Annotated in this window: 22 protein-coding genes; 17 read left to right on the top strand and 5 right to left on the bottom strand. The window is 41.2% G+C overall.

Annotated features, from left to right (window positions below):
• The first annotated feature begins 216 nt into the window (after positions 1-216).
• From rpmB to LA313_RS11420, 6 genes are all read left to right on the top strand, one after another.
• Positions 217-456 (top strand): 50S ribosomal protein L28, encoded by a 240-nt coding sequence (rpmB, locus tag LA313_RS11445; RefSeq protein WP_029034961.1) that lies wholly within the window; start codon positions 217-219, stop codon positions 454-456.
• Between the two features lie 24 nt (positions 457-480).
• Positions 481-663 (top strand): 50S ribosomal protein L33, encoded by a 183-nt coding sequence (gene rpmG / locus LA313_RS11440; protein WP_029034962.1) that lies wholly within the window; start codon positions 481-483, stop codon positions 661-663.
• A 9-nt stretch (positions 664-672) separates the two neighbouring features.
• Positions 673-825, top strand: coding sequence for a DUF4295 domain-containing protein (locus LA313_RS11435; RefSeq protein WP_228915060.1), 153 nt, complete (start codon positions 673-675; stop codon positions 823-825).
• 133 nt (positions 826-958) lie between these two features.
• On the top strand, positions 959-1,912 hold the full coding sequence (ftsY, locus tag LA313_RS11430) for a signal recognition particle-docking protein FtsY (protein WP_228915058.1): 954 nt from the start codon (positions 959-961) through the stop codon (positions 1,910-1,912).
• 23 nt (positions 1,913-1,935) lie between these two features.
• On the top strand, positions 1,936-3,606 hold the full coding sequence (locus LA313_RS11425) for an amidase family protein (protein ID WP_228915056.1): 1,671 nt from the start codon (positions 1,936-1,938) through the stop codon (positions 3,604-3,606).
• Between the two features lies 1 nt (position 3,607).
• Positions 3,608-3,886, top strand: coding sequence for a hypothetical protein (locus LA313_RS11420; protein ID WP_228915054.1), 279 nt, complete (start codon positions 3,608-3,610; stop codon positions 3,884-3,886).
• 124 nt (positions 3,887-4,010) lie between these two features.
• On the opposite strand, the gene LA313_RS11415 is transcribed toward LA313_RS11420, so the two are convergent.
• Positions 4,011-5,489: a helix-turn-helix domain-containing protein gene (locus LA313_RS11415; protein ID WP_228915052.1), complete on the bottom strand. Its 1,479-nt coding sequence runs from the start codon at positions 5,487-5,489 to the stop codon at positions 4,011-4,013.
• Between the two features lie 118 nt (positions 5,490-5,607).
• Between LA313_RS11415 and aceB the strand changes: the two genes are divergently transcribed.
• The 5 genes from aceB (at position 5,608) to rimO (ending at position 12,713) form a co-directional block, all read left to right on the top strand.
• Positions 5,608-7,206 carry a malate synthase A gene (gene aceB / locus LA313_RS11410; RefSeq protein WP_228915051.1) on the top strand — a complete coding sequence of 533 codons (1,599 nt, stop codon included), beginning with the start codon at positions 5,608-5,610 and terminating at the stop codon, positions 7,204-7,206.
• A gap of 75 nt (positions 7,207-7,281) precedes the next feature.
• The gene (locus LA313_RS11405; RefSeq protein ID WP_228915050.1) at positions 7,282-8,907 is read left to right on the top strand and encodes an isocitrate lyase; all 1,626 of its coding nucleotides are present in this window, start codon (positions 7,282-7,284) and stop codon (positions 8,905-8,907) included.
• 79 nt (positions 8,908-8,986) lie between these two features.
• Entirely contained in the window at positions 8,987-10,159 is a 1,173-nt protein-coding gene (locus LA313_RS11400) for a pyridoxal-phosphate-dependent aminotransferase family protein (protein ID WP_228915049.1), read from the top strand.
• Between the two features lie 46 nt (positions 10,160-10,205).
• Entirely contained in the window at positions 10,206-11,066 is an 861-nt protein-coding gene (locus tag LA313_RS11395) for an aminotransferase class IV (protein ID WP_228915048.1), read from the top strand.
• A gap of 300 nt (positions 11,067-11,366) precedes the next feature.
• Positions 11,367-12,713, top strand: a complete 1,347-nt coding sequence (gene rimO / locus LA313_RS11390; RefSeq protein ID WP_228915047.1) for a 30S ribosomal protein S12 methylthiotransferase RimO — start codon at positions 11,367-11,369, stop codon at positions 12,711-12,713.
• Between the two features lie 231 nt (positions 12,714-12,944).
• Here rimO and LA313_RS11385 read toward each other — a convergent pair whose 3' ends face one another.
• From LA313_RS11385 to LA313_RS11370, 4 genes are all read right to left on the bottom strand, one after another.
• A complete protein-coding gene (locus LA313_RS11385) occupies positions 12,945-14,003 on the bottom strand; it encodes a class I fructose-bisphosphate aldolase (RefSeq protein ID WP_228915045.1) in 1,059 nt (352 codons plus the stop codon).
• Between the two features lie 98 nt (positions 14,004-14,101).
• Positions 14,102-14,776, bottom strand: coding sequence for a TIGR02117 family protein (locus LA313_RS11380; protein WP_228915044.1), 675 nt, complete (start codon positions 14,774-14,776; stop codon positions 14,102-14,104).
• Between the two features lie 3 nt (positions 14,777-14,779).
• Positions 14,780-16,024 carry a cysteine desulfurase-like protein gene (locus LA313_RS11375; RefSeq protein ID WP_228915043.1) on the bottom strand — a complete coding sequence of 415 codons (1,245 nt, stop codon included), beginning with the start codon at positions 16,022-16,024 and terminating at the stop codon, positions 14,780-14,782.
• Positions 16,011-16,700, bottom strand: coding sequence for a TVP38/TMEM64 family protein (locus LA313_RS11370; protein ID WP_228915042.1), 690 nt, complete (start codon positions 16,698-16,700; stop codon positions 16,011-16,013). Before LA313_RS11370 ends, LA313_RS11375 begins: the two co-directional genes overlap by 14 nt.
• Positions 16,701-16,974: 274 nt before the next feature.
• On the opposite strand from LA313_RS11370, the gene LA313_RS11365 reads away from it, so the two are divergent.
• From LA313_RS11365 to phoU, 6 genes are read left to right on the top strand one after another with little or no spacing between them, the layout of a single operon-like run.
• Positions 16,975-18,174 carry a porin gene (locus LA313_RS11365; protein ID WP_228915041.1) on the top strand — a complete coding sequence of 400 codons (1,200 nt, stop codon included), beginning with the start codon at positions 16,975-16,977 and terminating at the stop codon, positions 18,172-18,174.
• A 12-nt stretch (positions 18,175-18,186) separates the two neighbouring features.
• Positions 18,187-19,128, top strand: coding sequence for a PstS family phosphate ABC transporter substrate-binding protein (locus LA313_RS11360; protein WP_228915039.1), 942 nt, complete (start codon positions 18,187-18,189; stop codon positions 19,126-19,128).
• Between the two features lie 20 nt (positions 19,129-19,148).
• Positions 19,149-20,054 (top strand): phosphate ABC transporter permease subunit PstC, encoded by a 906-nt coding sequence (gene pstC / locus LA313_RS11355; RefSeq protein ID WP_228915037.1) that lies wholly within the window; start codon positions 19,149-19,151, stop codon positions 20,052-20,054.
• Positions 20,047-20,901, top strand: a complete 855-nt coding sequence (pstA, locus tag LA313_RS11350; RefSeq protein WP_228915035.1) for a phosphate ABC transporter permease PstA — start codon at positions 20,047-20,049, stop codon at positions 20,899-20,901. Before pstC ends, pstA begins: the two co-directional genes overlap by 8 nt.
• A 1-nt stretch (position 20,902) precedes the next feature.
• The gene (gene pstB / locus LA313_RS11345) at positions 20,903-21,697 is read left to right on the top strand and encodes a phosphate ABC transporter ATP-binding protein PstB (protein ID WP_228915033.1); all 795 of its coding nucleotides are present in this window, start codon (positions 20,903-20,905) and stop codon (positions 21,695-21,697) included.
• A gap of 11 nt (positions 21,698-21,708) precedes the next feature.
• On the top strand, positions 21,709-22,392 hold the full coding sequence (gene phoU / locus LA313_RS11340) for a phosphate signaling complex protein PhoU (protein ID WP_228915031.1): 684 nt from the start codon (positions 21,709-21,711) through the stop codon (positions 22,390-22,392).
• The last annotated feature ends 126 nt before the right edge of the window (positions 22,393-22,518 follow it).

Genomic DNA, 22,518 nt, shown 5'->3' with positions numbered 1-22,518 from the left:
GGGAGGCTGGGAATGAAAATTAATGTCAGTAAAACTTCCGAAGCGACAAAAGAAAGAAGAGCATTTAGGTGTCAAAAGTGGCATTTTCAGAAGCTTTTTCAGGAAAAGTAAATAAAGAGCAGCTTCAGAAAAATATTTTTATTCTCTATTGGCTATTAGGTAAAAAAATCGTTAATTTGCAGCCTGTTTTGAAATAACGAGTTAAAGTATAGAGCAATGTCAAGAGTTTGTGAACTTACAGGTAAGAAAGCAATGGTTGGAAACAACGTTTCCCACGCGATGAACAAGACAAAACGTAAATTTGACGCCAATTTGGTTAAAAAACGTTTTTATATCCCTGAGGAAGATAAATGGATCACTTTAAAAGTATCTACTTCTGCAATTAAGACAATTAATAAAAAAGGAATTGCTGCAGTAATTAAAGATGCCCGTGCAAAAGGCTTTTTAACCAAGTAATCCCAACATTTAAGACGCAGTAAAATGGCAAAGAAAGGTAACAGAGTTCAGGTTATATTAGAGTGTACAGAGCACAAAGCAACGGGAAAACCCGGTACTTCAAGATATATTACTACAAAAAACAAAAAGAACACGCCAGATAGAATGGAGCTGAAGAAATTCAACCCAATTCTAAAGAAAATGACGGTTCATAAAGAAATTAAATAAGCATAAGTCATGGCAAAGAAATCAGTAGCAACATTACAGACAGGATCAAAGAGGCTAACTAAAGCCATTAGAATGGTTAAATCTCCAAAGACCGGTGCCTATACTTTTGTTGAAGGAATTATGGCTCCTGAAATGGTAAATGACTTCCTTAATAAGAAATAAGTTATTTTCAAAATATTTTGAAGGCCGTCCCGATACGCATCGGGACGGCTTTTTGTTTTTGTGTATATTTACCCTCGGCATGTTGCCCGTGGGTATATTGCCATTTTTATAAATACTAAGACCATACCACATAATGAGTTTATTTAAAAAGATCTTCTCCCGTGAGAAAAAGGAGACCCTGGACAAAGGCCTCGAAAAATCAAAAACCGATTTCTTTTCCAAATTGGGGAAAGCAGTCGCCGGTAAATCCAAAGTTGATGATGAGGTGCTGGATGACCTGGAAGACGTGCTGGTGAGCAGCGACGTGGGAGTGGGAACTACAGTGAAGATCATTAACCGAATAGAAGCTCGTGTGGCCCGGGACAGGTTTCTTGGAACAGATGAACTTAACAAGATCCTTAGGGAAGAGATCGCGGCTTTAATGGCCGAAACAAATTCGGGCGAAGCAACCGATTTCTATGTGCCCACAAATAAAAAGCCTTACGTTATCATGGTCGTAGGTGTGAATGGGGTGGGTAAAACTACTACCATTGGAAAACTTGCCTACCAGTTCAAAAAAGAAGGTAAAAAAGTAGTGCTTGGTGCAGCCGATACTTTTAGGGCAGCTGCTATTGATCAACTTCAGGTTTGGGCAGACAGGGTGGATGTTCCAATTGTAAAACAAAGTATGGGAAGTGATCCTGCATCTGTAGCTTTTGACTCTGTTCAAAGTGCCGTAAAACAAGATGCCGATGTGGTTATCATTGATACTGCCGGGCGTCTTCACAATAAAGTAAACCTAATGAATGAGCTTACCAAGGTGAAAAGAGTGATGCAAAAGGTGGTGGACGATGCGCCGCATGAAGTTCTCCTGGTTCTTGATGGTTCTACGGGACAAAATGCCTTTGAGCAGGCAAAACAGTTTACTGCAGCTACCGAGGTGACTTCCCTGGCCGTGACTAAACTTGATGGCACAGCAAAAGGTGGCGTTGTGATAGGAATTAGTGACCAGTTCCAGATCCCCGTAAAATACATAGGGGTGGGAGAGGGAATTGAAGACCTGCAGGTTTTCAACAAATATGAATTTGTGGATTCCTTTTTTAAATAATCTTTCCGTCTAAACCATAACTCATGAAGCAAATTTTCATTCCTTTTTTGGTATTTCTTATGGCCACTTCCTGCAAAGTTCAGAAAGAAGAGGAGGCAGCTGTAAAAGAACCTGCCGTTTTGTGGGAGCGACAGGATGAAACTGCCCAGCTTAAAGAACAGGCGCAGCATGAGAATGAAAGGATGAGGTTTAAACTTATCAATTCAAAGACTTTAGATAAGAATGAAATATGGCGCCCTTTTGAGAAGGAGCTTTCTGCTTTTTCTGCGGAAAAATATGAATCCCTGAAGCCGGTTATTTTTGAAAGAAGCATTCCTGAAATACAACGTGCTATCCAGAGCGGAAAGCTGAGCTACACAGATCTCACGCTTTTCTACATTTATCGCATTAGGGAATTTGAGAGCAATAATGAAATGTCGCTCAACGCAGTTATCGCTCTTAACCCCGATGTAGTTGCCGAGGCAAGAAAGCTTGATGAAAAAGGAGTTCCTGAAGGCAGGGAAAATACAATATATGGTATGCCCATATTGTTGAAAGACAATATCAATACCGACAATATGAGAACTACCGCCGGAGCTTTGATTCTGGCTGAAAATAAACCTTCCAAAAATGCCTTTATTGTCGACCGGTTAAAAGAGAATAATGCACTCATCCTGGGAAAAGCAAATTTGAGCGAATGGGCGTATTACTTTTGTGATGGCTGTCCCTTGGGATACAGTGCAGTAGGCGGGCAAACTTTAAATCCTTACGGAAGAAAGAAGTTTGAAACAGGAGGTTCCAGTTCAGGTAGTGGAGTGGCGGTGGCCGCAAATTATGCTGTAGCTGCAGTTGGAACTGAAACCGCGGGCTCCATACTTTCTCCGGCTTCGAAGAATGCTGTGGTAGGATTAAAACCAACGATAGGACTACTAAGCCGAACAGGGATAATCCCAATCTCGGGCACCCTGGACACCCCCGGACCTATGACAAAATACGTCATTGATAATGCTATTTTACTCAACGCCCTTACCGGAAAAGACTCAGAAGATCCTGCCTCTGTAGGCGGAGGGAAAAATTATGTAAAAGCTCTGACTCCCGATGGTCTTCGTGGAAAGCGGATTGGCGTCATGAAATCCCTTTTGACAGATTCTCTATACAACAATGCTGTGGAGGCGATGAAAGAAAGCGGCGCCGCCATTATAGAATTTGAAGAGGAGCAGGTTTCTCTCGACAACTTCCTAACCTTGCTCAGCGCTGATATGAAAAAAGATTTGCCTGTTTATCTTTCTAATTATGCCGGAAAGGAAGTGACTTATAATAATGTGGAAGCGATTGTGAAGTACAACCTTGAAGACAGCCTTATTAGAGCTCCTTATGGGCAGCAGCTTTTTGACGCCATAGTGGCCGATACTACCAGTGCCGAAGAGCTGGAAAGGATCTCTGCACAGCTTCAGGAGAGCGGCAGGAAGTTTTTTGATGAGCCTATGGAAAGATACGACCTCGATGCAGTTGCTTCAATTAATAATTACCATGCGGCTTACGCTGCGGTGGCAAAATATCCGGCATTGGCAGTTCCTGCAGGTTTTGAATCTTCGGGGGAACCTAAGAGTATTACCTTCATTGCAAAACCCTTTGAAGAAGATAAACTTTTAAATATCGGGAACAGTTTTGAACAGTTGAATTACTTAAGAAAACCACCGGGGAATTACAGATAATATGTCGTACAGAAACCTGGTGATCCTTACCAAGATCATCCTTATTTACAGTATTTTTTATATCGTCATGAAGACGGTCATCATATTTGGCGGCGCCTGGCTATGGCCAAACCTGCTCCTTATGCTTCCTTACCTTATTCTGGGGATGATTGCAGCAATCCAGGTGAAACGGGAAACCTATTCCTGGTGGCTGGTGGGCATTGGCGCAGCAGTGATCATTCTCACCCGGGTTTATGAAACCTCTTTTAGTATCTGGGTGCAGCAGCAGGTTATTTCGTAGGTTGCTGCGGAAGATATTTCCTTTAAATAAACCGAAGCCATTCAGATAATTACCTCACGGTTTTTTGTGCAGTGTTTTTAAAAATTTTCTTCAACGAAAGTTTAAAGGGTTTATTTGAACGCTATTAGGCCTGAAATCTGGCATTTAATTCATCTACGATCCTTTCTATCTTCTTATTCTTAGCTTCTTTATCCAGAATAACTGAGGGAGCCTGTCTTACCTCACAATCAATAATACCACAGCGTTCACAGGTAACTCCAACCTCGCGCCGGGTAATAGTTGGATCTTCCAAAAACTTAAGCTTCCGCTCCAGTTGCTTATTCATCAATAAACCAATACTTATACTTCTATACTGGTTGTTTCGGAAAGGATCTTTAGTTGCCGACGAGATCACTAAATAAGTTGTCCCATGACTGGGATAATGAGAAATTTGAAGTCCAAACTCATGAGGTTTCTTACTTTTACTTATTTCTTTTAAACCTCTCAAAGAAACCCATCGCCTGCAATAATGCTCATTGGTTTCATTGGCCCGCGGGGAATGCTGATGTGATAAATGAAGTTCCTTGTTCAGGTAAAATTGTTCTGTGCCTGCCTTATGAGTAAACCTTAAAAAGAATAAATTTTTAATATTAAACGCTTTGGGCAGGATATTGGTCAATCGCTGGTAAAATGTTTCCGGGGAAGCGTTGAAGCCTTCCAGCATTTGAAGAAAAAGAGCTTCATCAAAGGTCTCTTTTTCAAAAATAGTTTCTAGTTGTGAAGTCAAATCATCTTTAGGAATGACAAGTGCACCGGCAAAATATGAGGCATAGAAATTATTGAGCACCTGATCAAACCTCTGGAATTTGATCCAGGGAAAAGTATGAAGCCTGTCTTTTATTTCCAGATAATTATATGCGATTTCTTTAGCGAAAATAAAGGTGCGTTGGGATTCATCGATCCCGTTAGCGAGCAACAGCGTATTGGTTTGAGGTACAAGTACTGACCGCAGGTTTCCTAGGGCCTCATTTTTACTTAATTCGCTATCGTTAATGGTATAACCGTATTCTTCAGTAAGGATCTCCTCCAGATCTTTGGATGTAAGAGACCTTGTTAGTTCTACCTGATAAGCTTTTGAGAACTTTAAAACCTGTTGTTCTAACTCATCAAAGTAATTATTATTCGCTTCCTGAAAAGAACGTACAGCAGCCAGAAAGAAGCTTTCCTTGCTAAAGCTGTAATGGTGTGCAATTTCAATAATAGTACTTATAAATGCAGTTACTTTTGTAGGTGCATTGGCGACTATATCTATTAGATTACTTTCCTTAATGCCAAAGAGATCCAATGGGATCTCTTTTAGAATTTTAGACTGTAATAGTTCCCCAATTGGAGCTAAATTTTTATCCAGCCTTAAAGAGACCATTTGATCATAGGGAACTTCCAGTTTATCTGAAAGCAAAGCTATTTTATCTGGTTTAGGGTATTTTTTTCCGTTTTCAATTTCATTTAAATAAGACTTTGATAAACCGGAAAGTTTCGACAACCCGAATAAAGACAAATTCTTCTCAGTCCTTATCTGCTTTAGCTTCAGGCCAAATATTAATTTGATGTAATCTTCTTCCATATTTCAAATATAGGCATTTTTGCGAATCTTAGTAATTTGCGAATATTTAGTTTTAGCGAACGTTCGCTTGTTTTTTAAAAAACTTTCCTGTAATATTGTCATGTAAAACATTAAAGCCATGGAAGCCAAAACCTTAAAAACATCTATTTTAAAATTCTCAGAAGAGGTAAAGAATTATTATCCAGAAATCCTGACAGATAATGCCCTAAATTTTATAGCGGCACTTCATGAAAGATTTAATGGAGAAAGACTTTCTCTCTTAGAAAAAAGAATAAACCAGCAAAAGGTTTTTGATGAAGGAAAGTTGCCTGAATTCCCGCCAGAGACAAAATCCATTAGGGAAGGTGATTGGAGTGCGGGCAAAACCCCTGAAGATTTACAGGACAGACGGGTAGAAATTACAGGCCCTGTAGACAGAAAGATGGTGATCAACGCACTTAATTCCGGAGCCAGGACATTTATGGCAGACCTGGAGGACAGTACTGCACCCACTTGGCAAAATGTTATTGAAGGCCAACAAAATCTTATAGATGCCAATAATAAAACAATTTCACTGGTAGACTCAGATCGTGGTAAATCTTACAGCCTAAATAATGAGACAGCAGTTTTAATGGTCAGGCCCAGAGGGCTACATTTAAATGAAAGACATATTCTGATCAATGGGGAAGAAACTTCAGGTAGTCTTGTGGATTTCGGTTTGTATGTTTTCCACAACAGGCAAACCTTGTTGAAGAATAATACTGCCCCCTACTTCTATCTTCCAAAGTTGGAGCACTATACTGAAGCACGCTGGTGGAATGAAGTGTTCACTTTTGCCCAGGAATTCCTGGAAGTGCCTAAAGGCACTTTTAAAGCAACCGTTCTTATTGAGACCATTACTGCAAGTTTTCAGTTAGACGAGATCATATATGAACTTAAAGATCATATCGTAGGGCTCAATTGCGGTCGCTGGGATTATATTTTTTCGTACATCAAGAAATTCAGGAACCACCCGAATTTTGTGGTGCCAAACCGTGACCAGGTTACAATGACCACTCCTTTCATGGAGGCGTATTCCAAGCTAGTTATTCAACGCTGCCATAAACGTGGCATCCATGCTATTGGCGGAATGGCTGCTCAAATTCCTATTAAAAATGATGAAAAGGCCAACGCAGCTGCTATAGAAAAAGTAAGAAAAGATAAAGAGCGGGAAGTTAAAAATGGCCATGACGGTACATGGGTGGCGCATCCGGCATTAGTGGAAGTAGCACTGACAGAGTTTAACAAACACATGCCAATGCCAAATCAATTACACGTCACTCGTGAAGACATGAATATTTCCGAAGAAGACCTTGTGGAAATACCGAAAGGTACTGTTACGGAAGCCGGGATAAGAAAAAATATCAATGTCGGGATTTTATATACAGAAGCCTGGTTGAGAGGTCATGGTGCTGTAGCGCTGTATAATTTAATGGAAGATGCAGCTACTGCCGAAATTTCAAGAACACAGGTATGGCAATGGTTAAAGCACGAAGTCGTACTGGAAGACGGACGCAAATTCAATACGGAATTATACATCGACCTTTTGAATGATGAGGTAGAAAAAATCTTAAAAGAATACCGAGGAAACTCTAATGAGAACAACCGCTATAAGCTCGCTATAGAGCTCTTTGACAAACTGGTTCTTGCAGAAAAGTTTGAAGAGTTCTTAACCCTCCCCGCATATCAATACATCTAAAAAAAAGCAATCCTGCGATTGCGGCAACAATCAACAGGATCTAATTATTAATAATAAATAACATCTAACAAAATTATGAAAAATCAACCACAAACAAATTATAGCTCTGCATTAGAGGCTGTAAAAAATCTTAAAGAAAAATATGGAGAAACATGGAATTCAATAAATCCTGAAAGCGCTGCCAGGATGGTTACCCAAAACAGGTTTAGAACAGGTTTGGATATTGCGAGATATACAGCGGCCATTATGAGAAAAGATATGGCAGAGTATGACGCAGATCCATCCCAATACACCCAGTCCTTGGGTAGCTGGCATGGTTTTGTGGCGCAGCAAAATATGATAGCTGTCAAAAAGCATCACAAAACTACCAGTAAAAAATACCTTTATCTTTCCGGGTGGATGGTTGCTGCGTTACGTTCAGAATTTGGACCGCTGCCAGATCAATCCATGCACGAAAAAACTGCTGTTCCTTCATTAATAAATGAAATTTATGATTTCTTACGCCAGGCAGATGCTATTGAGTTAAACGATCTCTTCAAAAGACTCGAGAAAGGAGAAGATGTGCAGGATCAAATTGATAATTTTGAAACACACGTAGTTCCTATTATTGCCGATATTGACGCCGGTTTCGGGAATGAAGAAGCGACCTATTTATTAGCTAAAAAAATGATCCAGGCCGGAGCTTGTGCCATTCAGATCGAAAATCAGGTTTCTGATGCCAAACAATGTGGACATCAGGATGGAAAGGTTACTGTACCTCATGAAGATTTTATTGCCAAATTAAATGCTATCAGATATGCATTTATAGAATTAGGTGTGGAAGACGGGATTATAGTAGCGAGAACAGATTCCGAAGGTGCCGGTTTAACTCAAAAGCTTCCGGTAAGTCAGGAGCCGGGGGATCTGGCATCTCAGTATTTAGCTTTTATAGAAGCTGAAGAAATTGAAATCAACGATGCCAAAGAAGACGATGTTCTTCTTAAAAGAGACGGGAAATTAATGCGTCCCGTACGATTGGCTAATGGTTTATATAAATTTAAAGATGGTTCAAACATAGACAGGGTTGTATTAGATTGTATCACAAGTCTTAAAAATGGAGCAGATCTTCTATGGATCGAGACTCCGACCCCTAATGTTAAACAGATTGCCCACATGGTGAACAGGGTAAAAAAAGTTGTACCCAATGCCAAGCTGGTTTACAATAACTCACCATCTTTTAACTGGACCTTAAACTTCCGTCACCAGGCTTATGATGATATGCTTGCAGAAGGGGAAAATATGACCGGTTATGACAGAAATAATTTAATGTGTTCGGAATATGATGATACCGAATTATGCTTTAGAGCAGATAGGAAGATTAAAACATTCCAAATCGATGCTGCAAGAGAAGCAGGGGTTTTCCATCACTTGATCACGTTGCCAACCTATCACACAACTGCCCTTCACATGAATGACCTAACAGCAGGTTATTTTTCTGAAGAGGGAATGTTAGCATATGTAAAAGGGGTTCAAAGACAGGAAATCCGAAAGGGCGTTTCCTGTGTCAAACATCAGCGTATGGCAGGTTCCGATCTTGGAGATGATCACAAGAGCTTCTTTGCCGGAGAAAAAGCTTTAAAAGCGGGAGGCGAAAAAAATACAAGTAATCAGTTTAAAGAACATGAAACTGTTACTGAACGGGAGCCTGTTCTCGATAAATAAATTAATAAAATTGATTAATAAATTCGATATCCAGGTATATCGCATTTATTATTTTAGAGCATCCGATAAATAGAAAATAATGAAAGGCAGAAAGCTACTTATGATTCCCGGTCCTATAGAATTTGAACCGGAAGTTTTACAGGCCATGGGAATGCCGACTCAAAGTCATGTTGCACCAGATTTTATAGAGACTTTTGGGAACAGCCTTGAGCTTATGCGAGAAGTATGGAAGTCTCCAAAAGGCCAACCTTTTATCGTCGCCGGAACCGGCACTTTGGCTATGGATATGGCAGCCGCCAATCTAGTGGAACAAGGGGATCGTGTATTGGTGATCTCCACAGGATACTTCGGCCAAAGGTTCAAAGACATACTGGATCGCTATGGTGCTGACACTACCATCCTGGAAGCTCCCACAGGTGAAGTAGTGAGTTTGGAAGCAGTTGAAAAAGAGCTTCAAACCAACAATTATAAAGCTTTGACCATTACTCATGTTGATACCTCTACCGGAGTATTGGTAGATCCAAAACCTATAGCGAAATTAGCCAAAAAATATAACACCCTTAGTATTTTAGATGGTGTATGCTCGGTTGCGGGTGAAGAGATAGATCAGGATGAATGGGGGCTCGATGTTGTTTTAACAGGATCTCAAAAAGCCATTGGTGTACCTCCCGGACTCGCCCTTCTAGTAGCATCGCAGAAAGCTATGGAAGCCTGGGGAAAAAGAAAAACGCCTGTATCTAACTATTATGCCGATTGGAACAACTGGTTGCCAATAATGAAAGCTTATGAAGAAAGAAGACCTTCGTATTTCGGAACACCTGCAGTTAATTTAATTGTTGCCTTAGAAACAAGCCTTAAGATCATAGCTGCAGAAGGCGTAGAGGAAAGAGTAAAAAGGCATCAAATTTTGGCAAAAGCTTTTCGGGCGGGAATCTCCTCCTTGAACCTTCAGATAATACCTGAAAGAAATGAAATAGCAGCTAATACACTTACTGCTGCTTATTATCCAGGTGGAATAGATGGTGCGGCGCTACTTTCAAAAATAGCCAAAAGTGATGTGATTCTCGCCGGTGGACTACTATCAGATATTAAATCTAAGTACTTTCGGATCGGCCATATGGGCTCGGTATCTGCCAATGATCTCATTGCGGTTCTGGGTGCCTTGGAACGTGCCTTATCAGAACTGGGTCACGATATAAATTCAGGGAAAAGCTTGCAGGCTTTTCAAAATGTGCTTTTAGGATCTAAATAATTGAGACGCTGAGTTTTTTATACAAATATTGGTAAGAAGCCTTTAAATGAAAAACAAAAAAACCTATCCTGCCGAAGTTTTCCTGAATGATAAATGGAAAAAACCTGAAGACGCTTTTGTTTCGGTTTTTGACCGTTCTTTCATGTTCGGGGATGGGATCTATGAGGTGACCCCTTTTTACAGCGGAAAACCTTTTCGGCTGCAGGATCATTTGGCAAGGGTAAGGTATTGTCTGCAGGAAATGAGTATTGATTTTAATGCTTCGATCCTGGAGGGGCTGATGCTGGAGGCGGTAAAACGTTCCTCTTTTTCTTCGGAAGATGCTGCAGTTTACCTGCAGATCTCCCGCGGAAAGGCACCTCGTTCTCACTTCATTCCCGAAGATGCAGAGCCAACTTTATTGCTTTATGCTTTCCGGGTGGATTTGTCTAATTTTAAAAATAGGTTCTGGAAAGTAATGGCTTCCGAAGATCTTCGCTGGCACAGGTGCGATATCAAATCGACAGCATTACTTGCAAATACCATGGCGAATGATGCCGCCATTTCCGCCGGATATGATGAAAACCTTTTATTCCGCAACGGCGTTTTCACTGAAGGCTCCCATACCACGATCTTCTTCGTTAAAGATGATGTTGTATATACCCATCCCGAAGACCGGCAGATCCTCTCCGGCATTACGAGAAAGGTGGTGATAGAACTTTGTAATAGTCTGGAAATTCCTTTAAAGGAGGAAGCTTTCCCTGTCGCCAAACTTTCAGAAGTAGATGAGATCTTTCTCACCGGCACCACTACTCAGATCGCTCCTGTATCTTCTGTGACCATAGAAGGTAAAGAAGTATTTACTTCTCAAAAAGGGGAAATTACACGACTCCTGCAGGAGGAATTTATCAAAAGAACAAGGAGATAGGAACTCAAAAAGCGTCACCCTGAATTTATTTCAGGGTCTTCAACATGAGATGCTGAAACAAGTTCAGCATGACGAATCAAAGAAATGGCGTCACCCTGAATTTATTTCAGGGTCTTTGATCTGGGATAATAGTTCGCATGAGGAAAGATTTCGCTATACGGGAATTTCAAAAGCTTAAACCCTTGAATGTTAGATTTGTCATTTTAGGTTGTATCTTTGCACCCGCTTTGAAAGACCTTATTTTCTGAAACTTCTTAAGTTTTAGATCCTTGTGAGGTTTGACGGGTGAAAATCTATAGTATGAGAACAAAGTCATTAAAAAAGAACAGGATCAATGTGGTCACCCTTGGCTGCAGCAAGAACGTCTATGACAGTGAGATCCTTATGGGGCAGCTTAAGGCGAACAACAAAGATGTAGTGCATGAGCAGGAAGGAAATATAGTGGTGATCAACACCTGTGGTTTTATTGACAACGCAAAAGAACAGTCTGTAAATACCATTTTAGAATACGTAGAATTAAAGGAACAGGGAGAAGTGGACAAGGTTTTTGTGACCGGTTGTTTAAGTGAACGCTATAAGCCAGATCTTGTAAAAGAGATCCCTAACGTTGACCAATACTTTGGAACTACCGAGCTGCCCGAACTTCTTGCCGCCCTGGAAGCCGATTATAAGCATGAACTAATAGGGGAACGTCTTACCACAACTCCGAAGAATTATGCTTACCTCAAGATCGCTGAAGGTTGTGACCGCCCATGTTCTTTTTGTGCGATTCCGCTTATGCGCGGAAAGCATAAATCCACTCCAATTGAAAGCCTGGTAGAGGAAGCAAGGAAACTTGCTGCCCAGGGAGTGAAGGAGCTTATTCTTATTGCGCAGGATCTTACTTATTACGGGCTTGACTTGTATAAAAAGCGAAATCTGGCCGAGCTTCTTGAAAACCTGGTGAAGGTGGAGGGAATTGAATGGATAAGGTTGCATTATGCTTTCCCAACCGGTTTCCCGATGGATGTTCTGGACCTGATGAAGCGGGAGCCTAAGGTTTGTAACTATCTGGATATTCCGTTACAGCATATTTCTGATGATCTTCTGAAATCAATGCGCCGCGGAACCACTCATGAGAAAACAACAAACTTACTGAAGGAATTCCGTAACAGGGTGCCCGATATGGCAATTAGAACCACTCTTATTGTTGGGTATCCCGGAGAAACTGAAGCTCATTTTGAAGAGCTGAAGCAGTGGGTAAAAGACATGCGTTTTGAACGTCTTGGTTGTTTTACTTATTCTCATGAAGAGAATACACATGCTTATAATCTTGAAGATGATGTGCCACAGGAGGTGAAGCAGGAGAGAGCCAATGAGATCATGGAAATTCAGTCGCAGATCTCCTGGGAACTGAATCAGCAGAAAATTGGAAAGACCTTTAGGGTGGTTATCGACCGCAAAGAAGGCGAAAACTATGTGGGAAGAACCGAACACGATTCCCCCGATGTGGATAATGAAGTTTTGATCGACGCGACGAAGATCTACCTGAAGACGGGAGATTTCTACGAAGTAAAGATCACAGATGCTGCCGATTTTGACCTTTTTGGAGAACCGGTAAACGCGAACGTGGAAAAGCCTAAGCGGAAGGTACTTTTTAATCAGTAGGCAGTGCGCAGTCTTTAGTAAGCAGTAAAAAAAAATTTTTATTCAAACCTCACAGATTCTCAAAATCTGTGAGGTTTTTTTCTGAGTTAGGTCAACCCTTTCAGGGTTCCAAACCCAGAAAGGGTTCTTCCGCAACCCTGTCAGCGGCTTATGGCCCTGACAGCGGTTTCATTCAAATACCCTGCAGGTTTGTAAATATCTCAATACTCAAAACTAACTTCTCAATACTCTCTAAGCCACGGTGATCTCATCTGTCAGGTATACTTCCTGTACACTTTGCAGGATCTCAACTCCGTCTTTTAGTGGCCTTTGAAATGCTTTTCTTCCCATAATGAGTCCGCAGCCGCCGGCACGTTTATTAATGACCGCCGTTTTTACTGCCGCCTTAAAATCTGAATCTCCCTCGGAGCCACCACCGGAGTTGATTAACCCAATTTTCCCCATGTAGCAATTAGCAACCTGCAACCGGCAAAGGTCGATAGGATGATCTGTGGAAAGACTCTCGTACATTTCTTTTGAGTGCTTTCCAAAGTTGATGTCCTGGAATCCAAAGTTGGTTTCGGGAAGTTTCTGCTTGATCACATCGGCTTTGATGGTGACTCCAATGTGGTTCGCCTGTCCGGTAAGATCGGCGGCCGAATGGTAATCTTTTCCGTCCTTTTTAAAAGCTGAATTCCGGGTGTAGCACCAAAGAATAGTTGCCATTCCCAGCTGGTGGGCTTCTTCAAACGCTGCAGTTATTTCCTGGATCTGTCGGGTACTTTCTTCACTTCCAAAGTAAATGGTAGCGCCAATTGCAGTCGCACCCATGTCCCACGCCTCGCGAACACTTCCAAAGGGGATCTGGTCGTATTTGGTGGGATAAGTAAGCAGCTCATTGTGATTGATTTTCACAACAAAAGGAATTTTGTGTGCATACTTTCGCGCGTGTAATGCAAGACCGCCAAAGGTTGATGCTACACCGTTGCAGCCTGCTTCCAGGGCAAGTTTGATGATATTTTCGGGATCAAAATAATCCTTGTTCTTATAAAAAGAGGCAGCCGCGCTGTGTTCTATTCCCTGGTCAACAGGTAAAATGTTGAGGTAACCTGTTCCTCCAAGTGTACCATGGTTGTAAAGTTGGGAAATACTTTTGAGGACCTGTGGATTGCGGTCACTTTCAGCAAAATTGTCAACCGTATGAGGGCCGGGAATGGTTAATCTTTCTTTAGAAATCTTTTCACTGCGGTGTTCTAGCAGGTAGGAAGCTTCATCTCCAAGAAGCTCGGTGATCTTTTTTAGATTACTCATAAAAATGTGGTTTGACGGGTTGGTTTAAAACGTATAAGGCTGAAGTTAAGATTTTTACATTTAATCTTAAGCCGCTACATCTTAAAATATGTATAAAATCAATGGTACTTGTAGAAGATGCCTTCGTCAAAAGGGGTCCATAAACAAGCGGGTAGACCAGCTTCTTTTAAACCATTATTCACCCAGGTATTACAGGTGTAAAAAGAGTTGAGGGACCTTTTTGCATAAAAGAAGGCGTCGTTTTGATTGTAATGCAAATCGGGAACCGGTCTCACATTTCCAGAAAAATCCTTCTGGAAGCTCCAACTTACATAATCCACAAGTGTTCGGTATTCCTCTTCTGTTACTTTGATAGGCACAGTAGGCTGATCGAAACGGGGAGGGGATTCAAATTCTACATGCATAGCCGAGGGGGTTGGCAGGAAAACGGCCTGCATGGCTGTGGGAAAGGTAAGGTCACTCCATTCCGGTGTGTTCCGGTAAAACTCCAGATCTCCCCAGCCAAAGGAAATGTAATCGTAATTTCCCTTTTTAGAGAGGATATACGTGGAATCGATCATTTGCTCCCAATCCATGACGTCATTTTCTACCGGAAAGATAAAATCTGTATGAGCCCCGTTCGTTCGGAGGTAGATAGTAATATCTCCACCAGCCTGCCTGTCTGAATTCACAGGAATGGCCGAACCTATTAATGCCGCCACGAAGTACAGCAGCAAAAGCATTAAAAAAGCCAGCAGGCCTTTGGCGAAGAATTTTATTACCCGAACGATCATTTTTTAGGATTTCATGAGGAGGAGATCTTTAAGTGCAGTTTTGAATATTGCGATCTCTCCGAGGGTGTTGTACGGGGCCAGCCCAATCCTTATCCAACCCCCGGTTTCCATCACCGGGAAAACTTCGGCCATGGTAGAGGCGTAGAAGTGACCATCGGCAATACACAGATTAAATTTTTCAGCAAAAAATTTTGTGGCCTCCCGGGAGTGAATGCCTTTAATTTTGAAAGCAAAAGTGGGAGTTTTGTTCACCTCATTTCCGGCACGATAAAGAGTTACTTCAGGGATTGAATTCAGGAAACTTTGCAGTTCTGTCATTAGCTCTTCTTCATGGCTTTTTATGGCTTGCATTCCCGAACTAAGTCTTTGTCGACGGGAATTTCCGCTGCCAAGGTATTCGATAAAGCTTATGGCGCCGCAAAGTCCGGCGATCCCTTCATGATTTTGGGTGCCGGTTTCAAGCTTATAGGGAATCTGGTTTGGAGCGGGTTTAAGTTTCGCGATTTCCAGTTGTTCAAAAAGTTCTTCTTTAATTGCAGCGATTCCCAGGTGTGGTCCAAAGAACTTATAGGCAGAGCAAAAGAGAAGGTCGCTTCCCAGCTCTTGTTTATCTACGAGAAAATGAGGTACTGCGTGTACTGCATCTGCTATAGTGATCGCATTTACCTTTTTAGCCGTTTCAAAGATCTTTTTTGCATCACTTATGGTTCCTGTAAGATTGGAGGATAAGCCAATGGCCACCACCCGGGTATTCTTGTTGATGAGGCTGTCAAGATCGCTAAGATCGAGCACCAGTTTTTCTTTGTCAACAGGAATCCATTTCACAGTTGCACCGGTCTCTTTTGCCAGGTAGATCCATGGGTCCACATTGGCACGGTGGTCCAGTTGGGTTACTAAAATTTCATCCCCTTCCTGCAACAGAGTTCGCAAACTGTTTGCAACCTGAAATGCCAGGCTGGTCATGTTTTGACCAAACGCCACTTCTTTTGCAGAACAATTAAGGAGATCTCCCACTGCTTCTTTTGCCTCTTCGAGTAAAGCATCTGTCTTTTGGCTGGTGGAAAAAGTTCCGTGGAGATTAGCCATTCCGGTTTCTATATATTCCAGCATTCGATCTATGCAGGATTGCACCATTTGGGTGCCGCCGGGGCCGTCAAAATAAATTGGAAAAACCTGCTCCTTATTTTTAAAATTTAAAGCAGGAAACTGCGCCCTTACTTCTTCAACCGGGAATTTATTTTTTTGCATCTTTCTTTTTTCTTTTATGGTCAATATAAATATAAATGGCATATAGAGCGGCTCCTATCCCACCTATCCAGTAGAGGCCATTTTCCAGCTTATCAATATCGGTGGAAAAATAACCTACCGCAAGTGACAGCGGGATCATTCCTGCGTAAGTGGCGAGGATGAACTTTTTATAGCTCATTCTGAAGATTCCTGCAATAAAGCTTATCGCATCATTTGAAAAGAACGGTGAAACCCTAAAAAGTATTACAGTTCCAAAACTGTAGTTTTTAATCCAAAACTTCATCTTTTCATATTTCTTTTCGCTGATAAATACATTCTGAAATCTTTTTCCGATAAAATAACCAAGGGTAGAGGCAATTCCCACTCCCACCAGGTTGATCAAAATTCCCCACCAGAATCCAAAGGCCAGCACCCCAACAATTATGGGCAGCCAGGAGGGAAATATGATGAGGAACATTTGCAGGATTATAAAGACAATAATGGCCAGGGGACCCAGGGCCCCAAACTGCTGCACGTATTCCTGAATACGTTGTTCATCCTCGCTAAGCAGGACACTCCATGCTTCCTGTAATGATTTTTGAAAAGGTGGATAAGTAAAATACAGGATCACCAAAATAGCCAAAATGCCAAAACTTATAATAAAGGAACCGTACTTTTTAAGAAATGATTTGCTCAAATTTGAGGTTGGTTTGAGTACAAGTTAGAAAAAAAAATTCACCGCCCCGAAGCAGTTTGGTTATAAAAATCTTAATCTAAAATTTAAATTAAGGTAACATTAAAGAAGGTTGAAAATGGCATTTTTGAAAACTCATATATTCTTAGTTTTTGTCGATTTAGATGTATGTAGTAAGGTTGTCCTTTTGGGCAACCTTTTTACTTATTGATAATTTCGGGGTAACATTAAATTAACATTCGTTCTTGTTCTTTGCAGTGACAAAAATTAAGAAATCATGAGAATTAGAACCGGCTGGTTAACAGTCATAAGCCTATTTCTTTCCATTCAGTTTTATGGTCAGGATATTACAGAGAATAAATTTGGAAAAGGCCTTGTTAACGTGGTAGCCCAGGATAGCTCCTACAGTATGAAGATGGGCTTGAGAATGCAGACTCTCTTTACTTCTGACTGGGGGATTACCGAAGATGATGGATTTGGAACAGGAGAATCTGCTTTCCTTATACGACGCGCGCGTCTTAAATTTGACGGTTTTGCTTATTCACCCCGTCTAAAATATAAATTACAACTTGGTTTGTCCAACAGGGACATCTCGGGAGCTTCAGATTTCACCAGTGATGCACCAAGGTATATTCTTGATGCAGTAGTAATGTGGAATTTTTACGAGAATTTTGAACTATGGGCCGGCCAGACAAAATTGCCGGGAAACAGAGAGCAGTTGATCTCTTCAGGAAGCCTTGAAACTGTAGATCGTTCCCTGGTTAACAGCCGTTTCAACCTGGGGCGTGATCTTGGAATACAGCTACATCATGAAACATCACTAGGCGGAGATTTCATTATGAGAGAAGCATTATCTATTGCCCAGGGTGAAGGTCGCAATGTGACCACCGGTAACCTTGGTGGCTATCAATATACTGCGAGACTGGAATTCCTGCCTTTGGGAAATTTTGAAGATTACGCGGGAGCCGACTTTGTCCGGGAAGACAGTCCTAAACTGGCTGTGGGATTTTCCTATGACTATAATGACAATGCTGTTAGAACCAGATCTAATGCAGGAAACTACATGTTCATAGAAAATGGCTTTTTCGAGACCGATATCTCTACCATTTTTGTGGATGCGATGTTTAAGTATGAGGGATTTTCTGCGATGGGGGAATATGCCTACCGCGATGCCGAAGACATTTTTGCAAGGGATACAGATGGGAGCTTAACGGGTGATGCTGTAAATGCGGGTAGTGGGATCAACCTGCAGGCCGGTTATTTATTTGGGAACAACCTGCAGCTCGTGGGGAGATATACGAATATTGACCTTAAAGATGAAGTGGCACAGGCATTAGAGAACCAATATACTCTTGCTCTCTCTAAATATTTTGTGGGCCATAAACTAAAAGTGCAGACCGATCTTAGCTATACCGATATGAATTTGGGGCTGGACGATGGCCTTATGTATAGATTACAACTTGAATTACAATTATAACAAAGACAAATTATGAAAAAACTTATTTTATTAACAGCAATAACAATTTCCCTGGCTTCCTGCGGAAATACCAAAAAAGAAGGCGGTGGAAATGGAACTACCATAGCTATTGACGGGTCAAGCACAGTTTATCCTGTTACTGAAGCTATAGCCGAAGAATATCGCACCGAAGCACCAGATACCGATGTTACCATTGGAGTATCGGGTACCGGTGGAGGATTTCAAAAGTTTGGTAGGGGAGAAGTGGCAATTACCAATGCTTCCAGACCAATTAAAGAAGATGAACGAGCCATAGCAGAAGAAAATGGAATTTCCTTTGTTGAACTGGAAGTGGCTTATGATGGTCTTGCTGTGATTGTACACCCAGAAAATGACTGGGTATCTTGTTTTACCGTTGACCAGTTAAAAAGAATCTGGGAACCTTCAGCACAAGGGAATATTAAGCGATGGAATCAAATCGAACCGACGTGGCCAGATGAAGAGATCCGTCTTTATGGACCAGGAGTGGCCTCTGGAACTTTCGATTATTTTACTGAAGCCATTGTAGGTACCAGCGGAAGCAGCAGGGGAGATTATACCGCCAGTGAAGATGATAACGTACTTGTACAGGGAGTTTCTGGTGATAAATATGGTCTTGGGTTCTTTGGATTGGCTTATTACGAAGAAAATTCAGATAAACTTAAAATGGTAGCAGTTGATGGAGGTGAAGGTTGTGTTGAACCTTCTACACAAACCGTAAGTGACGGAAGCTACGCACCACTTTCCCGCCCGCTGTACATTTATGTAAATAGCTCTTCTCTTGATAATCCCGAGGTGATCGATTTCGTGAATTTCTATTTGACAGAAGCTCCAGAGCTTTTAGCTGATGTAGGTTACGTGCCTTTAACTGATGAAGAGTACAAAAGGGAGCAGGAGAAATTTGCTGCCTTTGTAGAAAAACACACAGCTCAATAATAAAATCTTCCGGGGCACTAATGCCCCGGATTATTCCCCTAGATCACATGCGAAAACTTAAAGAAACGGTAATAGAAAGAGGACTGCAGGCCAGTGCCTTAGTCACTATTGCTGTTACTGTAGGGATAATCCTGGTGCTCTCTTTTGAAGCTATACTTTTCTTTAGAGAGGTGTCCATAATTGATTTCTTTACAGATACACAATGGACACCGCTGTACACCGATAAGAACTTTGGGATCATTACATTATTGTCGGGTACTTTATTGACTTCCTTTATTGCAATCATATTTGCAGTGCCGATAGGTTTATCAATAAGTATCTACATTAGTGAATATGCACCTCGTAGCTTCAGGAAGACTATTAAGCCTGCCTTAGAGCTGCTTGCAGCAGTTCCAACCGTAGTTTACGGTTTCTTTGCTCTTACTGTGGTGACACCATTTCTGCAAACTTTTATTCCAGGGCTTGCGGGATTTAACTCACTATCGGCCGGTTTGGTTATGGGGATCATGATCATTCCTTTTGTTTCTTCTTTAAGTGAAGATGCATTGCATGCCGTGCCAAACTCATTACGTGAAGCGGCTTACGGAATGGGATCCACCAAATTACAGAATGCCTTCAGAGTTTTGGTGCCGGCAGCCTCCTCGGGTATTGTAGTTTCCATAATCCTGGCGATCTCAAGGGCAATTGGTGAAACCATGATCGTGGCCATTGCTGCAGGGCAGCAACCACGTCTCACCTTTGATCCAACTGTTCCTGTGGAAACCATTACTGCATTTATTGTACAGGTGAGTTTGGGTGACGTGCAGCATGGAACATTGGAATACCGAACAATTTTTGCTGCGGGTATTACACTCTTCATTTTCACTTTCCTTCTTAATACTATTAGTTATAAGATTAGGAAAAAATTCAGAGAGAAGTATGAATAATATTAGAAAGAACAGGGTCAAAGACCAGGCTTTTAAATATTGGGGTATTGCCTGTACCTTCCTGGGACTTGTCCTCCTGAGCGTTTTTATAGGTTCAATAATAGTTGATGGGGTGCAAAGGATTGACTGGGATTTTATTACCAGTTTACCTTCCAGAAAAGCAGAAAGAGCAGGAATTTTTACCGCATTAATGGGAAGCATCTGGATTTTGATCTTTACCACTATTATTGCACTTCCAATAGGAATAGCTGCAGCCATCTATCTTGAGGAATACGCTAAAAAAAGTAAGCTTGCTTCCCTGCTGGAAGTCAATATTTCTAATCTTGCCGGAGTACCTTCAATTATTTACGGACTTCTTGGGTTGGAAGTTTTTGTGCGGATTCTGCAAATGGGAGCCAGTGTGATTGCGGGAAGTTTTACCCTGGCACTTTTAATTCTTCCTATAGTCATAGTATCCACACGGGAATCAATAAAGGCTGTTCCGAAATCCATACGGGACGCCTCCTTTGCACTTGGAGCTTCAAAATGGCAAACGGTTTCTCAACAATTGCTGCCTGCATCTTTTGGAGGGATACTAACAGGAATTATCCTTGCTCTTTCCAGGGCAGTTGGAGAGACAGCTCCTTTAATTGTTATTGGAGCCCTGGCATATGTGCCCTTTGCGCCCGCATCTCCAATGGATGAATTTTCAGTACTGCCCATACAGATCTTTAACTGGATCTCACGGCCCCAGCATGGTTTTGAAACAAATGCCGCTGCAGCCATCATTATATTATTGTTAATTACATTTGTAATGAATGGAATTGCAGTGTACTTCAGGAACAGGTGGCAGAGTAAATTAAAATAGAATGAAAGAAAAAAAAGATACAATAGATAAATCCCTGAAAAGGAAACATAAAATCCAGACTAAAGGGGTTAAGGTTTTTTATGATGATTTTATGGCGATAAAAGGAATCGACATGAACATCAGAGCAAATAAGATTACAGCATTTATTGGACCTTCAGGTTGTGGAAAGTCAACTTTTCTCCGCCTTTTTAACCGCATGAATGATTATATTGAGGGGTTTAGAATGGAGGGGGAAATTCTCATTGACGGGGAAAATATCAACAAGAAAAAAATCAATGTTGAACAGCTTAGGAAACAGGTTGGAATGGTTTTTCAAAAGCCTAATCCTTTTCCTAAATCCATTTATGAAAATGTGGCTTATGGCCTTAAGATTCAGGGCATAAAGGATAAAAGTTTCCTAAAAGATAAAGTTGAAGATTCCCTTAAGCAGGTTGGCTTGTGGAATGAGGTCAAGGATGATATTAATAAATCTGCTTTAGCCCTGTCTGGTGGTCAGCAACAACGGTTGTGTATTGCCCGTACCCTGGCTGTAGAGCCATCCATTATTCTTATGGATGAGCCTACCTCTGCCCTGGATCCAATTTCAACTGCCAAAATTGAGGAACTTATTTATGAGCTTAAAGAAAAATATACAATAGTTATTGTAACCCATAACATGCAGCAGGCTGGGAGAATTAGTGACTATACCGCTTTCTTCTACATGGGCGATCTAATTGAATACGATAAGTCAAAAAAGCTATTTACCAATCCCGAAAAACAGCAAACCGAGAATTATATTACCGGTAGGTTCGGATAAAATAATACATCATGATAAGTTTAGATCAAAATAGAGAGGCATTAAATTCGGCCGGGCTAGAAATGCTGGAGCTTTGTAAAAAGCAGCTGGAAAATGCACAGGAAGCATTCTTTAACCACGATAGTGATCTTGCCGAAGAAGTGATGCATACAGAAAACAGGGTCAACGCGCTTGATCTTAAAATCGACCGCGACTGTGAACGCTTCATCGCACTTCACAATCCTGTTGCCGGCGATTTACGCTTTGTTCTGGCTTTAAGAAAAATCAATTTTGACCTGGAGCGTGTAGGAGATCATGCTTATGGGATCTCAAATTATATTGTGAAGATAGATACGCAAATTGAACCAAGATTGCTGGAAAGGATGCGAGTTGAGGAGATGTTCACCACGGGTTTATCCATGCTTGATGACATTACCCTGGCGTATACTAATTCAGATACTAAAATGGCCCGGAAGGTATTCAAGAAAGATAAAATCCTCAATGAAATAAACATGAAATCTTTCGCAATTATTTCTGAAGAAGTAAAGGCAAACCCTCAAGTGATCGATCAGGTAATGTTGTTATTTTCAGTTATTAAAAAGGTGGAGAGGATAGGAGACCTTATAACCAACATTGCTGAAGAGATCATTTTCTTCAGGGAAGCTGAAGTTCTTAAACATCGCAAGAAAAAAGGTGCTAAAAAGAAAGATTCTTAAAATGGATCGGCCCGGAGGTATTTGGCCCGAAAGCTTTTCTCAATAAATAAAAAGAGGTCGTCTAAAAAGTAATTTTTAGGCGGCTTTTTTTATTGTCAATATGTGAAGCAATACTTTTTCCTCTTT

Origin of the sequence: Salinimicrobium sediminilitoris, assembly GCF_020866905.1 — a bacterium.
GTDB lineage: Bacteria > Bacteroidota > Bacteroidia > Flavobacteriales > Flavobacteriaceae > Salinimicrobium > Salinimicrobium sediminilitoris.
The sequence above is the reverse complement of the archived record's forward strand: the minus strand, read 5'-3'. Positions and strand labels throughout refer to the sequence as shown.

Excerpts from the sequence above, each read along its gene's own strand:
- rpmB (WP_029034961.1), top strand. The coding sequence starts at position 217 with ATGTCAAGAGTTTGTGAACTTACAGGTAAGAAAGCAATGGTTGGAAAC.
- pstC (WP_228915037.1), top strand. The coding sequence starts at position 19,149 with ATGCCCCGGATTATTCCCCTAGATCACATGCGAAAACTTAAAGAAACG.
- LA313_RS11400 (WP_228915049.1), top strand. The coding sequence starts at position 8,987 with ATGAAAGGCAGAAAGCTACTTATGATTCCCGGTCCTATAGAATTTGAA.
- LA313_RS11375 (WP_228915043.1), bottom strand. The coding sequence starts at position 16,024 with ATGCAAAAAAATAAATTCCCGGTTGAAGAAGTAAGGGCGCAGTTTCCT.
- LA313_RS11435 (WP_228915060.1), top strand. The coding sequence starts at position 673 with ATGGCAAAGAAATCAGTAGCAACATTACAGACAGGATCAAAGAGGCTA.
- LA313_RS11360 (WP_228915039.1), top strand. The coding sequence starts at position 18,187 with ATGAAAAAACTTATTTTATTAACAGCAATAACAATTTCCCTGGCTTCC.
- LA313_RS11395 (WP_228915048.1), top strand. The coding sequence starts at position 10,206 with ATGAAAAACAAAAAAACCTATCCTGCCGAAGTTTTCCTGAATGATAAA.
- LA313_RS11420 (WP_228915054.1), top strand. The coding sequence starts at position 3,608 with ATGTCGTACAGAAACCTGGTGATCCTTACCAAGATCATCCTTATTTAC.
- LA313_RS11415 (WP_228915052.1), bottom strand. The coding sequence starts at position 5,489 with ATGGAAGAAGATTACATCAAATTAATATTTGGCCTGAAGCTAAAGCAG.
- phoU (WP_228915031.1), top strand. The coding sequence starts at position 21,709 with ATGATAAGTTTAGATCAAAATAGAGAGGCATTAAATTCGGCCGGGCTA.
- LA313_RS11365 (WP_228915041.1), top strand. The coding sequence starts at position 16,975 with ATGAGAATTAGAACCGGCTGGTTAACAGTCATAAGCCTATTTCTTTCC.
- aceB (WP_228915051.1), top strand. The coding sequence starts at position 5,608 with ATGGAAGCCAAAACCTTAAAAACATCTATTTTAAAATTCTCAGAAGAG.
- rimO (WP_228915047.1), top strand. The coding sequence starts at position 11,367 with ATGAGAACAAAGTCATTAAAAAAGAACAGGATCAATGTGGTCACCCTT.
- rpmG (WP_029034962.1), top strand. The coding sequence starts at position 481 with ATGGCAAAGAAAGGTAACAGAGTTCAGGTTATATTAGAGTGTACAGAG.
- LA313_RS11385 (WP_228915045.1), bottom strand. The coding sequence starts at position 14,003 with ATGAGTAATCTAAAAAAGATCACCGAGCTTCTTGGAGATGAAGCTTCC.
- LA313_RS11380 (WP_228915044.1), bottom strand. The coding sequence starts at position 14,776 with ATGATCGTTCGGGTAATAAAATTCTTCGCCAAAGGCCTGCTGGCTTTT.
- pstA (WP_228915035.1), top strand. The coding sequence starts at position 20,047 with ATGAATAATATTAGAAAGAACAGGGTCAAAGACCAGGCTTTTAAATAT.
- ftsY (WP_228915058.1), top strand. The coding sequence starts at position 959 with ATGAGTTTATTTAAAAAGATCTTCTCCCGTGAGAAAAAGGAGACCCTG.
- LA313_RS11425 (WP_228915056.1), top strand. The coding sequence starts at position 1,936 with ATGAAGCAAATTTTCATTCCTTTTTTGGTATTTCTTATGGCCACTTCC.
- LA313_RS11405 (WP_228915050.1), top strand. The coding sequence starts at position 7,282 with ATGAAAAATCAACCACAAACAAATTATAGCTCTGCATTAGAGGCTGTA.
- pstB (WP_228915033.1), top strand. The coding sequence starts at position 20,903 with ATGAAAGAAAAAAAAGATACAATAGATAAATCCCTGAAAAGGAAACAT.